Below are 15,806 nucleotides of genomic sequence, written 5' to 3' on the forward strand. Positions count from 1 at the left end.
TACCCAATGCGCCAAGTCTGCCCCAGAGTATGGACCGAGGGCAACAAAAAGTATACTGTTTTCGCCATGCTGGATTTCACGATCGAACCTGACTTCCAGGCCAAGCTCGACTGGGCAGCGGCCTTCGTGCGCGAGGAGGTCGAACCACTCGACCTCCTCTTCCCGCACGGCGGCGACCCGTACGACACCCGCAACGAGAAGGCCCGCGCGATTCTGAGGCCACTGCAGCAACGGGTCAGGGAGCAGGGCCTGTGGGCGTGCCACCTCGGCCCCGATCTGGACGGCCCCGGCTACGGCCAGGTGAAGCTGGCCCTCCTCAACGAGATTCTCGGCCGCTCCTACTGGGCGCCGACGGTGTTCGGCACCGCGGCGCCGGACACCGGGAACGCCGAGATCCTGGCCATGTTCGGCACGGAGGAACAGAAGGCGCGGTACCTGCGGCCCCTGCTCGACGGCGAGATCGTCTCCACGTTCTCCATGACCGAGCCGCAGGCGGGCGCGGATCCCAAGGAGTTCGTGTGCGGCGCCCACCGCGACGGGGACGAGTGGGTCATCGACGGGGAGAAGTGGTTCTCCTCCAACGCCCGGTACGCGGCCTTCCTGATCGTCATGGCCGTCACGGATCCGGACGCGCCGCCGCACAGGCGCATGTCGATGTTCATCGTCCCGTCCGAGACACCGGGCATCGAGATCAAGCGCAACGTCGGCACGATGGACGAGCGCGAGAACCTCGACGAGGGCATCCACGCCTACATCCGCTACCACCAGGTCCGCGTGCCGCTGGACGCCATGCTCGGCGGCCCCGGTGAGGGCTTCGAGGTAGCCCAGGCCCGCCTCGGCGGCGGCCGGGTGCATCACGCGATGCGTACGGTGGGCAAGTGCACCCGTGCCTTCGACATGATGTGCGAGCGCGCACTGTCCCGCCGTACGCAGGGCACGCTGCTGGCGGAGAAACAGGCGGTGCAGCAGTTCATCGCGGACTCCTGGGTGGAGTTGCAGCAGTTCCGGCTGCTCGTCCTCAACACCGCGTGGATCATCGACACCCAGCCGCACGGCGCCGCCCGCACCCAGATAGCCATGTGCAAGGTCCAGACGGCCAAGGTGCTGCACGACATCATCCAGCGGGCGGTGCACGTGCACGGCTCGCTCGGCACCACGGGCGAACTCCCGCTCGCCAAGTGGTGGATGGCCGCTCCGAACCTGGCCCTGGCCGACGGCCCGACCGAGGTGCACCGCACCACGATCGCCAAGCAGCTGCTGAAGAACTACCGGCCGGCCGAGGGGCTGTTCCCCAGCGAGCACATCCCGCCGAAGCTGGATGCCGCCCGCAAGCGGTACGCGCACATCATCGAGGACGACAGCCTGTCGGGGCGGGCGGAGGCGTGACGAACGGGCGCGACGACAAGTCCATCGACCTGTTCGACCTGTCCGGCAAGGTCGCGCTCGTCACCGGCGGCAGCCGGGGCCTGGGCCTGGAGATGGTGCGGGCCTTCGCCACAGCGGGCGCCGACGTGGTGATCGCCAGCCGCAAGCTCGACGCGTGCGAGACGGTCGCGGCGGAGGTCCGCGACCTCGGCCGGCGCGCCCTGCCGGTCGCCGCGCACGTGGGGCGCTGGAACGACCTCGGCCGGCTCGCCGACACCGCGTACGAGGAGTTCGGGAAGGTCGACGTCCTCGTCAACAACGCGGGGATGTCACCGCTGGCGCCCTCGTCGGCGGAGACCAGCGAGGAGCTATTCGACAAGGTGATCGGGGTCAACTTCAAGGGCCCGTTCCGGCTCGCCTCGCTGATCGGGCAGCGGATGTCCGAGGGCGACGGCGGCTCGATCATCAACATCTCCTCCTCGGGCGCGCTGTTCCCGCAGCCCCGGTTCGGCCCGTACGCCGGCGCCAAGGCCGCGCTCAATGCGCTCACCACGGTGTTCGCCCTGGAGTACGGGCCGACGGTGCGCGTCAACACGATCTCGGCCGGCCCGTTCCTCACCGACATCTCCAAGGCCTGGACGGAGGAGAAGCGTCAGACGACGCGCAGCGCGGTCGGCCGGCCGGGACGGCCGGAGGAGATCATCAGCACGGCACTGTATCTGGCGAGCGATGCGTCCAGTTATACGACGGGGTCGCTGATCAGGGTGGACGGTGGACTGTACTGAGCGTTCTTGGAGCACGGGCCTTGGTGGGCTGGTCGAACCACTAGCCCAGCAACGCAGTCGCCTCTTCCAGCAACACCGGCAGCGCCGGCCGCATCCGCCGATGCATGTCCGTCAGCCGCCCGGCCTTCCGCCCCCGCTTGATCAGCAGGGCGGTCGCCGCGGACTCCTTGTACTTGGTCAGCGCCTCGAACCACGCCAGGTCCGGCAGCGACTGCCCCCGCGTCTCCTGGTACGCGTCGATCAGCTCCGCCTTCCCCGGCATCCCGGTCGGCTCCTGCGACGGGGCCGCGGGGTGCCGGGCCTCGTCCGTGAAGAACGTCAGCCACGTGATGTCGACCCGAGGATCGCCAAGCGCCCAGATCTCCCAGTCGATGATCGCGTTGACGGAGTCCGCGTCGCACAACGTGTTGCCGAGCCGGTAGTCGCCGTGGGTGAACACCGGCATCATCGCGGTCGGCATCGTGGCGTGCAGCCGGTCCGCGACCGCCTCGTAGCCGGTGCGCAGGTCCTCGGGCACGGTCGTGAACGCCCGGGTCCAGCGGTCGATCTCGGCGCCGAGCGTGACAACCGGCTCCACGGCCAGGGCCGTTCGCCTGGGATCCGCCCGGTGCAGACGGGCGAGCATCCGGGCCGCGTCGAGGGCACGGGCCCGTACCTCCCCCGGGGGAACGGTTCCCCGGGGCACGAGCACCGGCTCCACGCAGGCCCCGGGCACCAGCTCCATGGCGACGAAGGGCTGGCGGGCCGTCGGCTCGCCCTTGTCGCAGAAGAGCACCTTCGGCACCCGTACCCCTGGCACGCCCGCCAGCACCTGCATGAGCCGCGCCTGGCGCAGCACGTCCCGGTTGCGGACCGGTTCCAGGCCGGGCGGGGCCACCTTGAGGACGACGCGTTCGTATCCGGCGGGGACACCCGCGAGCGCGGCCACGTATGTGAGGCTCGACGTGCCGCCGGCGAGCGTCTCGACCGACTCCACCGTGGCCTCGGGAGCCCACCCGCGCAGCGCGACGGCCGTGCGCTGCGTCAACTCCGCGATCGGATCGGCACTGTTGGCGATGACGGTCATGGCCTCATCCCTGTCGGCCGACGGCCTCACGGCCTTCGGCGGTCAGCGCCTCGACGATGTCGCGGCGTACGAGCTTGCCGGTCGGCGTACGGGGAAGTTCACGCCAGTTGGTGATTCGGTCCGGTGTCTTCGAGCCGCGCAGCGTCCCGCGCACCTGCGCGCGCAGGGCATCCGCGTCGACCGTCACACCGTCGCGCAGGACGACGACCGCCTCGATCCGCTGGCCCCACTCCTCGTCCGGGACGCCGACGACGACCGCGTCGAGGACGTCCGGGTGGCCGAGCAGGACGTCCTCGATCTCGGCGGGCGCGATGTTCTCGGCGCCTCGGATGATCGTGTCGTCGGCGCGGCCCTCGATGTGGAGATAGCCGTCGGCGTCGACGTGGCCCTGGTCGCGGGTGTGGAAGAAGCCCCGCTCGTCGACGACGGAGCCCTGTCCGGCGTACTCCCCCGACACCTGCTCGCCGCGCACCCAGATCTGCCCGGTCGCACCCGGGCCGACGACCACGCCGGACACGTCACGGACCTCCAGCTCGACGCCTGGCACGGGCAGTCCGGCCGAGCCGAGCCGGACCCGCACGACGGGGTCGTCGCTCGCCACGGCCGTCCGGTGTTCCCGCGGCCCCAGGACGGTGATCGTGGACGAGGTCTCGGTGAGTCCGTAGGCGTTGACGAAGTCCACGTGCGGCCACTCGCTCAGCGCGGTCTCGATGACCCGCACCGGCATCCGGGCCCCACCGTAGGCGAGCGCGCGCAGCGAGGGCACCGAGCGGTCCAGGCCGTCCGTGTCCATGATGCGGGCGAGCATCGTCGGCACCACCATCGCGTTGGTGATCCGCTGCTCGCGTACGAGGCCGAGCCAGCCGTCCGGCGTGAACTGCTCCAGGGTGAGGGACCGGCGCCCCGCGTACAGGTTCGTCAGCACGTTGGAGACGGCGGCGATGTGGTACGGCGGCACGCTCACCAGGGCTGCCTCGTCGGGGTCGGCTCCGGCGAACTCCACCGTGCCGAGCACGTACGACACCAGATTGTGGTGGCGCAGGACCACGCCCTTGGGCGCGGAGGTCGTCCCGCTCGTGTAGATGAGGACGGCGGGTGCGTCAGTGGGCCCCGGATCGTCGCCGGCGGGGTGCTCGGCGGCCTGGGCCAGCCAGTCGGCCGGGCTGCGCACGGGCAGACCGGCGCGGCGCAGCGCCTCGCCGTGCTCCGGGTCGGCGATGCCCAGCGCGCGGGGGTGGTTCGCCAGCAGCGCGTCGAGTTGCGCGTCGCCCAGGCGGTAGTTGACCGGGACCAGCGGCACTCCGGCGCGGGCCGCGGCGAACAGCGCGACCGGAAGGGCCGGGCCGTTCACCGCGAGGTACACGATCGCGTCGGCGTCGGCCGCGCGCACCAACTCCGTCCCGCCGAGTGCCAGTTCACGCAGTCGGCCGGCGGTCAGGCCGTCGTCCGCGCGCCCGATGACGACCCGGTCGCCGAATCCCTCGGCGGCCATGTCCAACAGCATCGATATGTTCACGGGCCGCCCGTCCGCTCAGTCCGAGGCCGGGAGCGGCTTGGCGCTCTTCATCGGCATCGGGACGCCGCCCACGGCCAGCGTGCCCGGCCCGGGCTTCGTGCACAGCAGCTCAAGACCGAGGTCCTCGTCGGCGTACCGCTTGCCCAGCAGCGTGCCGCCCATCAGATCGGGGTCGGGCTCCCCAGAGGCAGCCGGCCCGTTCCCCTCGACCATGGCGGCCCCGCCGCACGTGACCTCCAGGTCCTCGTCCGGGCACCGCACGACGACCACCGCCGTCGTGTCGACCGTACTGGCGAGCATCTGCCCCACGCGTGGCCTCATCGCAGTGTCCTCCGCGGCTCTCGTGGTACCGAGTAAGGGGTACCGAATAACCAGAGAAAAGTATACTACTTACCTCGATCACGTCGAGATCACGTCGCGAACGGAGCTGCCGGATGGAACTCGAAACCGTCCTGTTCGAGGTGACCGACCACGTCGCCACGGTCACCCTCAACCGACCCGAGGCCATGAACGGCTTCAACCAGCGGATGCTGGAGGAGTTCGCCACTCTCTGGGAAACCGTCAAGTCCGACGACGACATCCGCGTCGTCGTGCTGCGCGGAGCGGGTGACCGGGCGTTCTGCACCGGCATGGACGTCAAGGAGGGCATCGACCGCCACCCCAACGTCTGGTCGCAGACCGACCCCGGGGAGCACCTCTCGCCGAAGCTCAACCAGGTCTGGAAACCCCTGGTGTGCGCGGTGCACGGCATGGCGGCCGGCGGCGCCTTCTACTGGCTCAACGAGGCCGACATCCTCATCTGCTCCGAGGACGCCACCTTCTTCGACCCGCACGTCAGCTACGGCCTCACCGCGGCCCTGGAGCCGATCGGCCTCGCCCGGCGCATCCCGCTGGGGGAGGCGCTGCGCATCGCCCTGCTCGGCCTCAACGAGCGCGTGTCGGCAGCGCGCGCCCTGCAGATCGGCCTGGTCAGCGAGGTGCTCCCGCGTGAGCAACTGTGGGACCGGGCCGACGAGATCGCCCGCATCATCGCCGCCAAGCCGCCTGCCGCGATCCAGGGTTCCGTCCGGGCGATCTGGGAGTCGCTGGACTCGACCCGCACCCAGGCGCTGCGCACCGGACTGTCGTACACCCAGATCGGGAACCCGATCGGGAAGGCGGAGATCGACCGCTCCACGGTGCCCCGGGGACAGTGGACACTGCGGTGACACTCCCCTACCCTCCTTGAAATAAGTGTACTTTTTTAAAATTCAGCGATCGGGAGGCACTCATGCGGTTCGGCATGCCCTGGCCCGGCCGGGACGTCGGACGGGAGGCCGAGCGGGCCGGCGTCGGCGCCTTCTGCGCCGGGGAGTTCGCCGACCACGACGCCTACCTCACGGTGGCCGACATCGTGGCGCACACCGAACACGCCCTGGCGGGCCCCGCCATCGCGTACGCGTTCGCCCGCACCCCCTACGCGCACGCCACCGCCCTGCGCCATCTGCACGCCGAGGCGCCGGGCCGGCTGTTCCTCGGCCTCGGCAGTGCGGCGTTCCGGATCAACCGGGACTGGCTGGGCGTGCCGCCCGAACGCCCCGTGGCCCAGATCGCCGAGACCGTCGGTGCCGTACGGGCCTGGCTGCACGCGGAGAACGGCGAACGCGTCCACTACTCCGGCAAGTTCTACGAGCTCGACGCCGACGTCCGCGCCCCGGTGCTCGGCAGGCTCGACATCCCCGTCCTGCTCGCCGCGTTCAACACCCGCATGGCCACCACCGCGGGCCGGACCGCCGACGGGGTCATCGGGCACGGGCTTTTCACGGGCTCCTGGTGGAACGACGTCGTACGGCCCTCCGTCGAGCGCGGCGCGACCGCCCGCGACGACACCACCGCACGTCCTCTCGAACACGGCTGGATCATCACGGCGATCGACGACACGGCACCCGAACGCGCCGTCGCCGATGCCCGCCGGATGATCGCCTTCTACCTCACCGTCAAGACATACGACCCGTTCGTCGCCCACCACGGCTGGGAAGAGCCCGTCGCGCAGCTGCGTGCCGCGTTCCGGGCAGGCGACACTGACGGCATGGCACGGGCGGTCACCGACGAGATGCTCACCGAGATCGCCGTCTGCGGGACGACCGCCGAGGCGAAGGACGCCCTCGCGCGCCGCGCCGGCTCGCTCCCCCGCGACGTCGGCTACTTCGCGCCGCCGAGCTTCATGGTGAGCCGTAGACACAAGGCCGCCTACGCCCAGGCGTCCCTCGTGCTCGTAGGTGCCGTACCGGAAGCGGCCTGACCGCCACCAACACGCGTACGGCGACCGGCCCCGGAGGACGGCAGCGCTCCGGGGCCGGTGTGCCACTGGCTCAGGCGTCCCGCTTCAGACGTCCTGGGGAAGCGGTGCGAGCTTCTTGGTCTTGTCGAATCCCACGATGTCGGCCAGGGTGCCGCCGAGGATGGCGGCTCGGTCCTCGTCGTTCACGCCCTCGAAGTTCTCCGCGATGCAGTCGGCGCTGCTGCGGAAGGTGCCCTCCGCGTGCGGGTAGTCGTTGCCCCACATGACGGTCGACAGGCCGGTGATGTGGCGCGCCTTGACGGCCGTCGGGTCGTCCGCGAACTGCACGTGGATCTGGCGCCGGACGTACTCGGTCGGCTTGAGCGGATAGGGCCACTGGTCGTTGATCGCGAACAGCCGCCCCATGGAGGGCTGTTCGTTCGGCGCACGGTTGTCGTCCCAGAAGCCGAGCCACCAGTCGGGGTCCTGACCGGTACCCGTCTTCCACGCCTTGTCCATGTAGCCCATGAACGAGACCAGCCAGCCGGCCGTGTACTCGATCAGGTTGAAGTGCAGGTCGGGGAAACGCTCGCACACACCGCCGCCGACCAGGCTCGCGATGATGCCCTGCGGACCGGCCACGGCCGACCCGACCGCGCTGCCCATGGTCCGGCCCGCCACCATGTCGTCGGTCAGGTTGCCCTTGCCCATGTTCATGGCCGTCATCAGGCCCCGCACGGTCACCGCCGTCTCGGACACGTCCTCCCTGACCCGCACCCCGCCGGTAGCCACGTGGATGAACACGGGCATCCCGTGCGCCTGCGCAGCCGCCCACACCGGGTCGTACTCCCGGGAGTAGTACGGCAGCGGCGGGATCTCCGGGATGAGGATCGCGCCGAGCCCCAGCCGCGCGCACCGCTCGATCTCCGCAACGGCCTCGGGCACGTCGGTGAGCGGGATCGCGGCCGTCGGGCGCAGCCGGTCCTTGTAGGGGAGGTAGCGCTCGACGAGGTAGTCGTTCCACACCCTGGCATGCGCCATGGAGAGTTCGTGGTCGTCCGTGAACAGGACGAACAGCGAGAGGTTCGGGAACATCACCGAGGCGTCGACGCCGTCGAAGTTCATGTCCCGGAGGATGTGTTCCGGATCGCCGTCCGGGGTCTCCCCGCCGGTCTGCCGGTACTTGGAGATGGTCCAGCCGTCGAACCCGATCGTGTGCAGTTTCTTGAACTCCGTGTGCCCGCCCGGAACGATCGGCTCATCGAGCGTGAACTCCTCCTCCCACAGAGCCCGTTCCCTGAGGCTCCTGGGAAGCCGGGTCTTGAACAGGTCGACGGGCTCGATGATGTGCGAATCCCCGGACACGACAAATTCCTTGAACACAGGCGGTACCTCTTTCGAACCTCGTCGTTCGTGGCAGAACCCAACCCGCAGATGAGGCCGAAGTTAGCTGTACCGACCGGTCCAGTCAATGATTCAGCACACGGAATAACGAATCCCGCAGCTGCGAAGGCTGACAGATCGCTGCCCCGAAGCTGACGACACACTCCACCTTCCCCGGGCGGCGTAAATCAGTACACTCAAATCGATACGACTGCAGGCGATCAGGAGACGGCACATGACGACTGCGTTCTCGTTCTCTTCGCAGCTCTACATCGACGGGCGCCGGATCCAGGGCCGGTCGGACACCCCGATACTCGTCCGCAATCCGGCTACCGAGGAGTCGGTGGCGGAGGTCCCGGGCTCGTCGCCGACGGATGTACGGCAGGCCGTCGAGGCGGCCCGGCGCGCCTTCGACGAGGGCCCGTGGCCGCGGATGAGGCCCGCGGAACGGGCCGCCGTCCTGCTGCGTATGGCGGAGGCGATGGAGCGTCGGCTGCCGGAACTGGTGGCCGTCAACATGGCCGAGGCGGGCTCGGTCCGCGCGCTGGCCGAGACGCTGCAGACCCGGGTCCCGGTGGCGCACCTGCGCGACATGGCCGAACGCGTGATGCCGGCCTTCGCCTGGGAGCGTCCGATGGACCCGACGATCGCCCCGGGCATCGGCATCTCCCAAGGAGTGCTGCGCCGTGAGGCGTTCGGCGTGTGCGCGCTGATCTCCGCCTACAACTTCCCGTTCTTCCTCAGCATGATGAAGGTGATCCCCGCCCTCGCCGCGGGCTGTACCGCCGTACTCAAGCCGGCACCCGCAACACCCCTGGAATCCCTGCTGATCGGCGACTTCGCCGATGCCGCCGGACTGCCGCGGGGCGTGCTCAACATCGTGACCGGTGATGCGGAGGCCGGGCGCGAGCTGACCACCCACCCCATGGTCGACCTCGTCAGTTTCACCGGTTCCGACACAGTCGGGCGTACGGTCTACGCCCAGGCCGCGGCCTCCTTGAAGAAGGTCGTCCTCGAACTCGGCGGCAAGTCGGCGGGCATCGTCCGCGCCGACGGCGATCTCGACGGCGCCGTCCGGTCGGCCCTGTCGGGCATCACCACCCACGCCGGCCAGGGCTGTTCCCTGCTCACCCGCACGCTCGTGCACGAGTCCGTCCATGACGAGCTGGTCGACCGGCTGAGCGCGGCCCTCGCCGCGGTCAGGGTCGGCGATCCGGCCGACGCGGCCACCACCATGGGCCCGCTGATCAGCGAGGCACAGCGGGACAAGGTCGAGAAGCTGATCCGGGTCGGCGAGAAGGAGGGGGCGCGACTCGTCTGCGGCGGCAGGCGTCCGGCCGGCCTCGACCGGGGCTACTTCGTGGAACCGACCCTCTTCGCCGGCGTCGACAACGACATGACCATCGCGCGCACCGAGTTCTTCGGACCGGTCGGTGTCGTCATCCCGTTCCGCACGGACGAGGAGGCGGTGCGGATCGCGAACGACAGCCCGTACGGCCTCGCCGGCGCCGTCTGGAGCGCCGACACCGTGGCCGCGTACGACATGGCGTCCCGCATCCGGGCCGGCGGTGTCACGATCAACGGCGGCAGCGCCGGCGTGAATCCGCGGGCCGCCTTCGGCGGGTACAAGCAGAGCGGACTGGGCCGGGAGTGGGGCGAGTTCGGACTGGACGAGTATCTGCAGACCAAAACGGTGAGCTGGGCGGCACGCTGAGGCGCGTGCCGCCCGTCCCCTACTTGACGGTGACCTTCACACCGGATATCTGCTCCCCACAGGCCGGTGCCCCCGCCGGATCCGGCACGAACTTCTCGCCCTTCAGAAGGGAGATGAAGGTGCAGTCGCCCGGGCCGCCTACCGAGTAGGATCCCTTGTTCCTGAAGTCGGCCGGCTGCGGGAACAACCCCCCGGCGGTCCAGCTCTTGTCGGCGCGCAGTGCGGCCATCAGCTCGTTCTGGCTCGCGCTGCAGCCCGCCTTCTCCAGCCCGTGCAGCAGCAGGTCCGCGCTGATCCAGCCGACCGCCTGGGAGAACGAGGGGATGCCGGAGGCCGACTTGGCGTACTTCTTGAGCGCCTCGGACCAGGTGCGGGTCGCCTCGGTGTTCTTCTCCACCGGTGCGTACGACGTCATGAAGCCCACCCCCTGGGCGACCTTCAGCGTCGGCGGCGACTTCAGGAGGTCGGCCCCGTAGCCGGTGGCCAGCAGGATCGACTTCATCTTCACCCCGGCCCGGCGCAGGCCGGTCGCGAGCGCGAAGCCGGTCTCGGGGATCACCGGGGCGTACAGCACGTCAGCGCCGGACTTCTTGATGCCCAGGACGATCGGGCCGACGTCACTGCTGCCGAAGGGGATGCGCTCGTTGACGTAGCCCCGGTCCAGTCCGGCGTGTTCGGCCGACACCGCGGCTCCCTCGGCCGCCTTGGCGGAGCTCGGGGTGTTGTAGGCGACGACCGCGACCTTGGTGCCGCCGAGCTTCTTCCAGTACGCGCCGAGCGTGGTCGCGGCGCGGTCGTAGTCGGTACCGGACATCGCCGGGAAGAGGTTGTCGTACTTCGGGTCGAACCACTGCTCGCCGCCGTCGAAGGCGCCCCCGAGGAAGGGTGTGCCGCCGGCCTGGGTGCCGGCGTACTGCCCGGCGCCGTAGAAGTACGTGCTCACCGGCAGTACGGCGTAAACCTGCTTCTGCTGCACCAGGCGCTGAGCCGCGGTGAGTGCTCCCTGCGGGGTGGACTGGTCGTCGCCCATGACCACGTCGAAGCCGCGCGAGGCGCACTTTCCGCCCGCCGCCTTGTAGGCCGCGAGGCGGGCCTTCACCCCGCTCTCGGTGTCGGCGTAGTGCGCGGCGGCCGCGCCGCTCAGCGAGGTCAGCACGCCGACCTTCACCGGTCCGCTCGTGCTGCTCGCGCCGGCGGAGCCGCCGCTGCCGCAAGCGGCGAGCAGCAGTGCCGCGGCGCTGGTCCAGGTTGCGATGGCACCGACTCTTCTCATGTGCTCTCCTCCGTCCCCGGCCCGTCGAACGACGGTTCCGACAGGTGGTACGCGAGGCACAGTGGAGCATATTAAGTATCCTTTGTCACCGGCTAGCGCGGCGAAATGCCCCCTGAGGGTTGACGTGAAGTCCTTATGAGCGCACTTTAATCCGTACCCGCTGTTCTCCCGAGCACGACCTTCCAGGAGGCCGTCGTTGCTCTCCTACGTTGTCGCCGGCCTCGCTCTCGGGGCCGTCTACGCCATCGCCGCGGCCTCACTGGTCGTCACCCATGTGTCGTCGGGCGTGTTCAACTTCGCGTTCGGGGCCATGGCGTTCGCCGTGGCCCGCTTCTACTACTTCCTGTACATCGAGCAGGGCTGGCCGCTGCCGCTCGCCGCGTTCGTCGCGATCGGGTTGTTCGGCCCCGCGCTGGGCGTGCTCCTGTACGCGGTGCTCTTCCGGCATCTGCGGCTGCGCTCGCCCCTGGTGAAGATCGTCGCCACGATAGGCCTGTCGGTCGCGCTGCCACCCTTGGTCAACCTCGTGCTCGGGCAGCTGGTGAACGTCACCGCTCCGGGCCTGGCACCTCAACCGGTCGCCGTCTACCGACCGTTCGGGGCGGTGGTCGACATGAACCAGCTGATCACGTACGCGGGCCTTGCCGTGGTCCTGATCGTCGGCACCGTCCTGCTGCGGTACACCGACCTCGGCCTCAAGGTCCGCGCGCTGGTCGACTCCGAGGCGCTCACCGCGATGTCGGGGGTCAGCCCCGCGCGGGTGTCGGTCGGGGTGTGGGCGTTCAGCGCGCTGCTGGCAGGTCTGGCCGGGGTGCTTGTGGCGCCCACCGCCGGACTGTCGGTGGACGGGATGACCTTCCTGATGGCGGCCGCCTTCGCGGCCGTGGTCGCGGCCCGGCTGCGCAGCCTGCCGACGGCCGTCGCGGTCGCTCTCGCCATGGGCATCGTCACCAGCGTGATCCAGCGCTATCTCGATCCGCAGAGTGCGCTGGCCGCGCAGATCGTGCCCAGCGTGCCGTTCCTGTTCATGCTCGTCTTCCTGCTCGCCCACGCGGTGCGCGGCCGGGCCGGCGACGCGCCCGCCGGCGGGGTGCTGGACCGCGCGGTTCGCGCGGAGAACGCGGGTGCCCCCGCCGCCATGACCCGGTCGGGGTACCTCGCTCCCCTCGCGGTACTCGCCGTCGTCGCCTGCCTGCCCCTGATCCTCGACGACTTCTGGACCGGGCAGACGGCAACCGGCATCGCCCTGGCCACCACGCTGCTGTCCTGCACGCTCGTCACCGGTGAGGGCGGCATGATCTGGCTGTGTCAGATCACCTTCGCGGGATTCGGCGCCCTGCTCGCCGCCGACCTCACCACGAACTCCGGGTGGCCACCGCTGGCGGCGGTCCTGGTGAGCGCGGTGTGCGTCGTCCCGATCGGGGTGGTGCTCGGCCTGCTGACGATCCGGCTGGGCAACCTGTACGTCGCCCTGGTGACCCTGACCTTCGGGCTCCTCGCGCAGAACCTGGTCTTCATGCGGGACCGCTTCTACAACTCGGGGCAGGGCATCTACATGCCCCGCCCCGAATGGGCCCTGGACAACCGGACCTTCGCCCTGCTCGCCCTGGCGGTGTTCGCCGTACTCGGCCTGTTCGTCGTCAACCTGCGGCGCTCCACGGCGGGGCTGGCCGTGACGGCGGTCCGCTGGAGCGAGACCGGTTCGCGCACGCTGGGCCTCGGCATCGTGCCGGTCAAGGTGCTCGTCTCCGCCGTCGCCACCTTCGTCGCCGCGGTCGGCGGCGGTCTCCTGGCCCTCGCCTACCAGTCGGCACTGCCGGACTCCTTCAACCCCTTCACCGGGCTGGTCTGGCTCGCGGTCCTGGTCACCGTGGGAGCGCGGCCGGTCGTCGGCGCCCTCGTCGCCGGTGTGGCGTTCGCCGTGCTGCCGAGTGTGTTCCAGACGTATCTGCCGACGCGCTGGGCCGAGATCCCGGTCATCCTCTTCGGGTTCGGCGCGGTCATGCTCGCCCGCAACCCCGAGGGCATCATCGCTATGCACGCCCGGCAGCTGCGCGAGCTGAGCCGGTGGCGGCAGGGACGGCGCGCTCCCGCCGAGGAGCCTTCGACGCCTCAGGGAGAACTCGTATGAGCACCGCCTCCGTTACGACACCTGCCCGCATCGAGGCCGGCGGTGTCACCGTCCGCTTCGGCGGTCTCGTCGCCCTCAGCGAGGTCGACCTGGCGGTGCCGCCGGCCTCGGTGGTCGGGCTGGTCGGCCCCAACGGAGCAGGCAAGAGCACCCTGTTCGCCGTACTCTCCGGGCTGCTGGCGCCCAGTGCCGGGACGGTTGTGATGGACGGTCTCGACGTCACCCGGGCCAGCGCGCAGCGACGGGCCAGGCGGGGGCTCGCGCGCACCTTCCAGCATCCCGAACTGTTCCCGGGGCTGACGGTCCGCGAGCACGTGGTGCTGGCGTACCGGCTGCGGCACATGCGCCACCGGATCTGGACCGACCTCGTCACCGGGGGCGGCTTCCGGCGGGCGCCGGTCGACGAGGACCGGCGGGTCGACGCGCTTCTCGCGGCACTGCGGCTGACCGATCAGGCGCACCGGCCGGTCTCCGGGCTGCCGTTGGGCACGAGCAGGCTGCTGGAGATCGCCCGGGCGCTCGCCGTCGACCCGGGCGTGCTGCTCCTGGACGAGCCGTCCTCGGGGCTGGACGCCCACGAGACCGACGAACTGGCGGCGACGCTCTCGCGCGTCGTGGCCGACCACGGGGTGTCCCTGCTCCTGGTGGAGCACGACGTCGAGCTTGTGCTGGGGATGAGCGACGTGGTCCACGTCCTCGACTTCGGCGTCAAGATCAGCGAGGGCTCTCCCGCCCAGGTACGGGAGGACCCCGCCGTACGCGCCGCGTACCTGGGCGCGGGTCACGGCGAGGAAAGGACTTCCGCATGACCACCGCCGCTTCTCCCCTGCTCTCCGTCCGCGATCTGACCGTCCGCTACGGAACCGCTCTGGCGTTGCGGGACTTGGCCTTCGACATGCCGTCGAACAGCGCGCTCGCCGTGCTGGGGCCGAACGGAGCGGGCAAGAGCACGCTGGCCAGGGCTCTTTCGGGGCTCGTGCCGCCCGTCGCCGGAACCGTCCGGCTCGACGGCCGGGATCTCACGGGGCAGGCTCCCGACGCGATCCGGCGGGCCGGGATCGTCCATCTCCCCGAGGGCCGCGGGGTGTTCCCCACACTGACGGTCCTGGAGAACCTCCGGATGGCCACCGCCCGCGACCGGCGCGGGAGGTCCGCGGCCCTCGAGAGGGCCTTCGAGATCTTTCCCGTGCTGCGGGAACGGCAGCGGCAGGCGGCGGGGACGCTGTCGGGCGGCGAGCAGCAGATGCTGTCCCTCGCGCGGGCCCTGATGGTCGACCCGCGACTCGTGATCGCCGACGAACTGTCCCTGGGCCTCGCGCCGAAGATGGTCGACGTGGTGTTCGCGAGCCTGCGGCGGGCCCGGTGCGCCGGCGTGGCGGTGCTCATGATCGAGCAGTTCGCGAACCGGGCGCTCGACTTCGCCGACCACTGCCTTGTCATGCGGCGCGGCCGGATCGTGTGGGCGGGCGACGCGGACCTGGCCGGACCGGAACTGCTGCGCCGCTACCTCGGAGAGGCCACAGCGGCCTGAGCTTGTCCGAGCGGTCACGCGGTGTCCGTGCGCTCCGAGAACCGGCGCGCCACATCGGCCACGTCGTGACGCCGCCGTAGCTTCGCCTGCGCCTCCAGCGCGAGGGCGTGGGCGAGGCTGGTGTCCTCCCCGGCCGCCAGCAGCCCGAGCGTCTCCGCCACGGCCCCGGGATGCGCGGCCCGTACCAGGTCGGCGATCTCGCGCGCCCGGTCGAGCAGACAGTCGTGCGGTACGACCTCGGTCACCAGGCCTGCCGCGAGCGCCCGTTCGGCGTCGATCGGCTCGCCCGTCAGCATCATCCGGCGCGCGAGGCGCGTGCCGACCGCTCGCGGCAGCAGCGCGCTCATCCCCCAGCCCGCGGTCAGTCCGATCGCGGCGTGGGTGTCGGCGAAAGTGGCCCGCTCGGAGGCCATGAGGAACGAGCACGACAGCGCCAGCTCCAACGCCCCCGTGTAGCAGAGGCCGTTGATCACCCCGAGCACCGGTGTGCGCGCGGCCCGTACCACCTCTGCCGGGTCGGTGCGGGCACCCCGCGGGGAGCCCGTGCCGTTGCCCAGCGCCTCCTTGAGGTCGATGCCGGCCGAGAACGCGGGATCGGCGCCCGTGAGGACGACCAGCCGGGTCTCCGCGTCGGCGTCGGCCGCCCGCACCGCCTCGATCAGCCCGCGCCGCATCGCGATCGTCAATGCGTTGCGCGCCCGCGGCCGGGCGAACGTCAGCCACAGCACGCCGTCCGCCCAACGGCCGTCCAGTCCCTCGGCTCCGGCCTCGATCACCGGCGT

At 70.4% G+C, this 15,806-nt stretch carries 14 protein-coding genes; 8 read left to right on the forward strand and 6 right to left on the reverse strand.

Annotated elements, in window-relative coordinates; translation table 11 throughout:
* Positions 1-66: 66 nt before the first annotated feature.
* Together ACGFZQ_RS43930 and ACGFZQ_RS43935 are read left to right on the forward strand one after the other, a co-directional pair.
* On the forward strand, positions 67-1,386 hold the full coding sequence (locus tag ACGFZQ_RS43930; RefSeq protein WP_393845169.1) for an acyl-CoA dehydrogenase family protein: 1,320 nt from the start codon (positions 67-69) through the stop codon (positions 1,384-1,386).
* Positions 1,383-2,150 (forward strand): SDR family NAD(P)-dependent oxidoreductase, encoded by a 768-nt coding sequence (locus ACGFZQ_RS43935; RefSeq protein WP_393845170.1) that lies wholly within the window; start codon positions 1,383-1,385, stop codon positions 2,148-2,150. The genes ACGFZQ_RS43930 and ACGFZQ_RS43935 overlap by 4 nt, the downstream gene beginning before the upstream one ends.
* Before the next feature lie 40 nt (positions 2,151-2,190).
* Here ACGFZQ_RS43935 and ACGFZQ_RS43940 read toward each other — a convergent pair whose 3' ends face one another.
* From ACGFZQ_RS43940 to ACGFZQ_RS43950, 3 genes are read right to left on the reverse strand one after another with little or no spacing between them, the layout of a single operon-like run.
* Complete coding sequence (locus ACGFZQ_RS43940) at positions 2,191-3,216, reverse strand: phosphotransferase family protein (RefSeq protein ID WP_393845171.1); 1,026 nt, start codon at positions 3,214-3,216, stop codon at positions 2,191-2,193.
* A gap of 4 nt (positions 3,217-3,220) precedes the next feature.
* Positions 3,221-4,732, reverse strand: a complete 1,512-nt coding sequence (locus ACGFZQ_RS43945) for a class I adenylate-forming enzyme family protein (protein ID WP_393845172.1) — start codon at positions 4,730-4,732, stop codon at positions 3,221-3,223.
* A 15-nt stretch (positions 4,733-4,747) separates the two neighbouring features.
* Complete coding sequence (locus tag ACGFZQ_RS43950) at positions 4,748-5,053, reverse strand: hypothetical protein (protein ID WP_393845173.1); 306 nt, start codon at positions 5,051-5,053, stop codon at positions 4,748-4,750.
* A gap of 113 nt (positions 5,054-5,166) precedes the next feature.
* On the opposite strand from ACGFZQ_RS43950, the gene ACGFZQ_RS43955 reads away from it, so the two are divergent.
* Positions 5,167-5,940, forward strand: a complete 774-nt coding sequence (locus ACGFZQ_RS43955; RefSeq protein WP_393845174.1) for an enoyl-CoA hydratase/isomerase family protein — start codon at positions 5,167-5,169, stop codon at positions 5,938-5,940.
* Positions 5,941-6,002: 62 nt separating this feature from the next.
* Positions 6,003-7,013 (forward strand): LLM class flavin-dependent oxidoreductase, encoded by a 1,011-nt coding sequence (locus tag ACGFZQ_RS43960; protein WP_393845175.1) that lies wholly within the window; start codon positions 6,003-6,005, stop codon positions 7,011-7,013.
* Positions 7,014-7,097: 84 nt separating this feature from the next.
* Here the strand turns inward: ACGFZQ_RS43960 and ACGFZQ_RS43965 are convergent, their stop codons facing one another.
* Positions 7,098-8,357, reverse strand: coding sequence for an amidohydrolase family protein (locus ACGFZQ_RS43965; protein WP_393845176.1), 1,260 nt, complete (start codon positions 8,355-8,357; stop codon positions 7,098-7,100).
* A 253-nt stretch (positions 8,358-8,610) separates the two neighbouring features.
* Between ACGFZQ_RS43965 and ACGFZQ_RS43970 the strand changes: the two genes are divergently transcribed.
* Entirely contained in the window at positions 8,611-10,089 is a 1,479-nt protein-coding gene (locus ACGFZQ_RS43970) for an aldehyde dehydrogenase family protein (protein ID WP_393845177.1), read from the forward strand.
* 19 nt (positions 10,090-10,108) lie between these two features.
* Here the strand turns inward: ACGFZQ_RS43970 and ACGFZQ_RS43975 are convergent, their stop codons facing one another.
* Positions 10,109-11,362, reverse strand: a complete 1,254-nt coding sequence (locus ACGFZQ_RS43975) for an ABC transporter substrate-binding protein (RefSeq protein WP_393845178.1) — start codon at positions 11,360-11,362, stop codon at positions 10,109-10,111.
* Between the two features lie 196 nt (positions 11,363-11,558).
* Between ACGFZQ_RS43975 and ACGFZQ_RS43980 the strand changes: the two genes are divergently transcribed.
* From ACGFZQ_RS43980 to ACGFZQ_RS43990, 3 genes are read left to right on the forward strand one after another with little or no spacing between them, the layout of a single operon-like run.
* Positions 11,559-13,493 (forward strand): ABC transporter permease, encoded by a 1,935-nt coding sequence (locus tag ACGFZQ_RS43980; RefSeq protein ID WP_393845179.1) that lies wholly within the window; start codon positions 11,559-11,561, stop codon positions 13,491-13,493.
* Positions 13,490-14,302, forward strand: coding sequence for an ABC transporter ATP-binding protein (locus tag ACGFZQ_RS43985; RefSeq protein WP_393845180.1), 813 nt, complete (start codon positions 13,490-13,492; stop codon positions 14,300-14,302). The genes ACGFZQ_RS43980 and ACGFZQ_RS43985 overlap by 4 nt, the downstream gene beginning before the upstream one ends.
* Complete coding sequence (locus tag ACGFZQ_RS43990) at positions 14,299-15,024, forward strand: ABC transporter ATP-binding protein (protein WP_393845181.1); 726 nt, start codon at positions 14,299-14,301, stop codon at positions 15,022-15,024. The genes ACGFZQ_RS43985 and ACGFZQ_RS43990 overlap by 4 nt, the downstream gene beginning before the upstream one ends.
* 14 nt (positions 15,025-15,038) lie before the next feature.
* Here the strand turns inward: ACGFZQ_RS43990 and ACGFZQ_RS43995 are convergent, their stop codons facing one another.
* Positions 15,039-15,800 (reverse strand): enoyl-CoA hydratase-related protein, encoded by a 762-nt coding sequence (locus tag ACGFZQ_RS43995; RefSeq protein WP_393845182.1) that lies wholly within the window; start codon positions 15,798-15,800, stop codon positions 15,039-15,041.
* Positions 15,801-15,806: the final 6 nt, after the last annotated feature.

The organism is Streptomyces sp. NPDC048254 (genome assembly GCF_043201895.1).
Taxonomy (GTDB): domain Bacteria; phylum Actinomycetota; class Actinomycetes; order Streptomycetales; family Streptomycetaceae; genus Streptomyces.

Excerpts from the sequence above, each read along its gene's own strand:
- ACGFZQ_RS43940 (WP_393845171.1), bottom strand. The coding sequence starts at position 3,216 with ATGACCGTCATCGCCAACAGTGCCGATCCGATCGCGGAGTTGACGCAG.
- ACGFZQ_RS43960 (WP_393845175.1), top strand. The coding sequence starts at position 6,003 with ATGCGGTTCGGCATGCCCTGGCCCGGCCGGGACGTCGGACGGGAGGCC.
- ACGFZQ_RS43975 (WP_393845178.1), bottom strand. The coding sequence starts at position 11,362 with ATGAGAAGAGTCGGTGCCATCGCAACCTGGACCAGCGCCGCGGCACTG.
- ACGFZQ_RS43950 (WP_393845173.1), bottom strand. The coding sequence starts at position 5,053 with ATGAGGCCACGCGTGGGGCAGATGCTCGCCAGTACGGTCGACACGACG.
- ACGFZQ_RS43955 (WP_393845174.1), top strand. The coding sequence starts at position 5,167 with ATGGAACTCGAAACCGTCCTGTTCGAGGTGACCGACCACGTCGCCACG.
- ACGFZQ_RS43930 (WP_393845169.1), top strand. The coding sequence starts at position 67 with ATGCTGGATTTCACGATCGAACCTGACTTCCAGGCCAAGCTCGACTGG.
- ACGFZQ_RS43970 (WP_393845177.1), top strand. The coding sequence starts at position 8,611 with ATGACGACTGCGTTCTCGTTCTCTTCGCAGCTCTACATCGACGGGCGC.
- ACGFZQ_RS43985 (WP_393845180.1), top strand. The coding sequence starts at position 13,490 with ATGAGCACCGCCTCCGTTACGACACCTGCCCGCATCGAGGCCGGCGGT.
- ACGFZQ_RS43990 (WP_393845181.1), top strand. The coding sequence starts at position 14,299 with ATGACCACCGCCGCTTCTCCCCTGCTCTCCGTCCGCGATCTGACCGTC.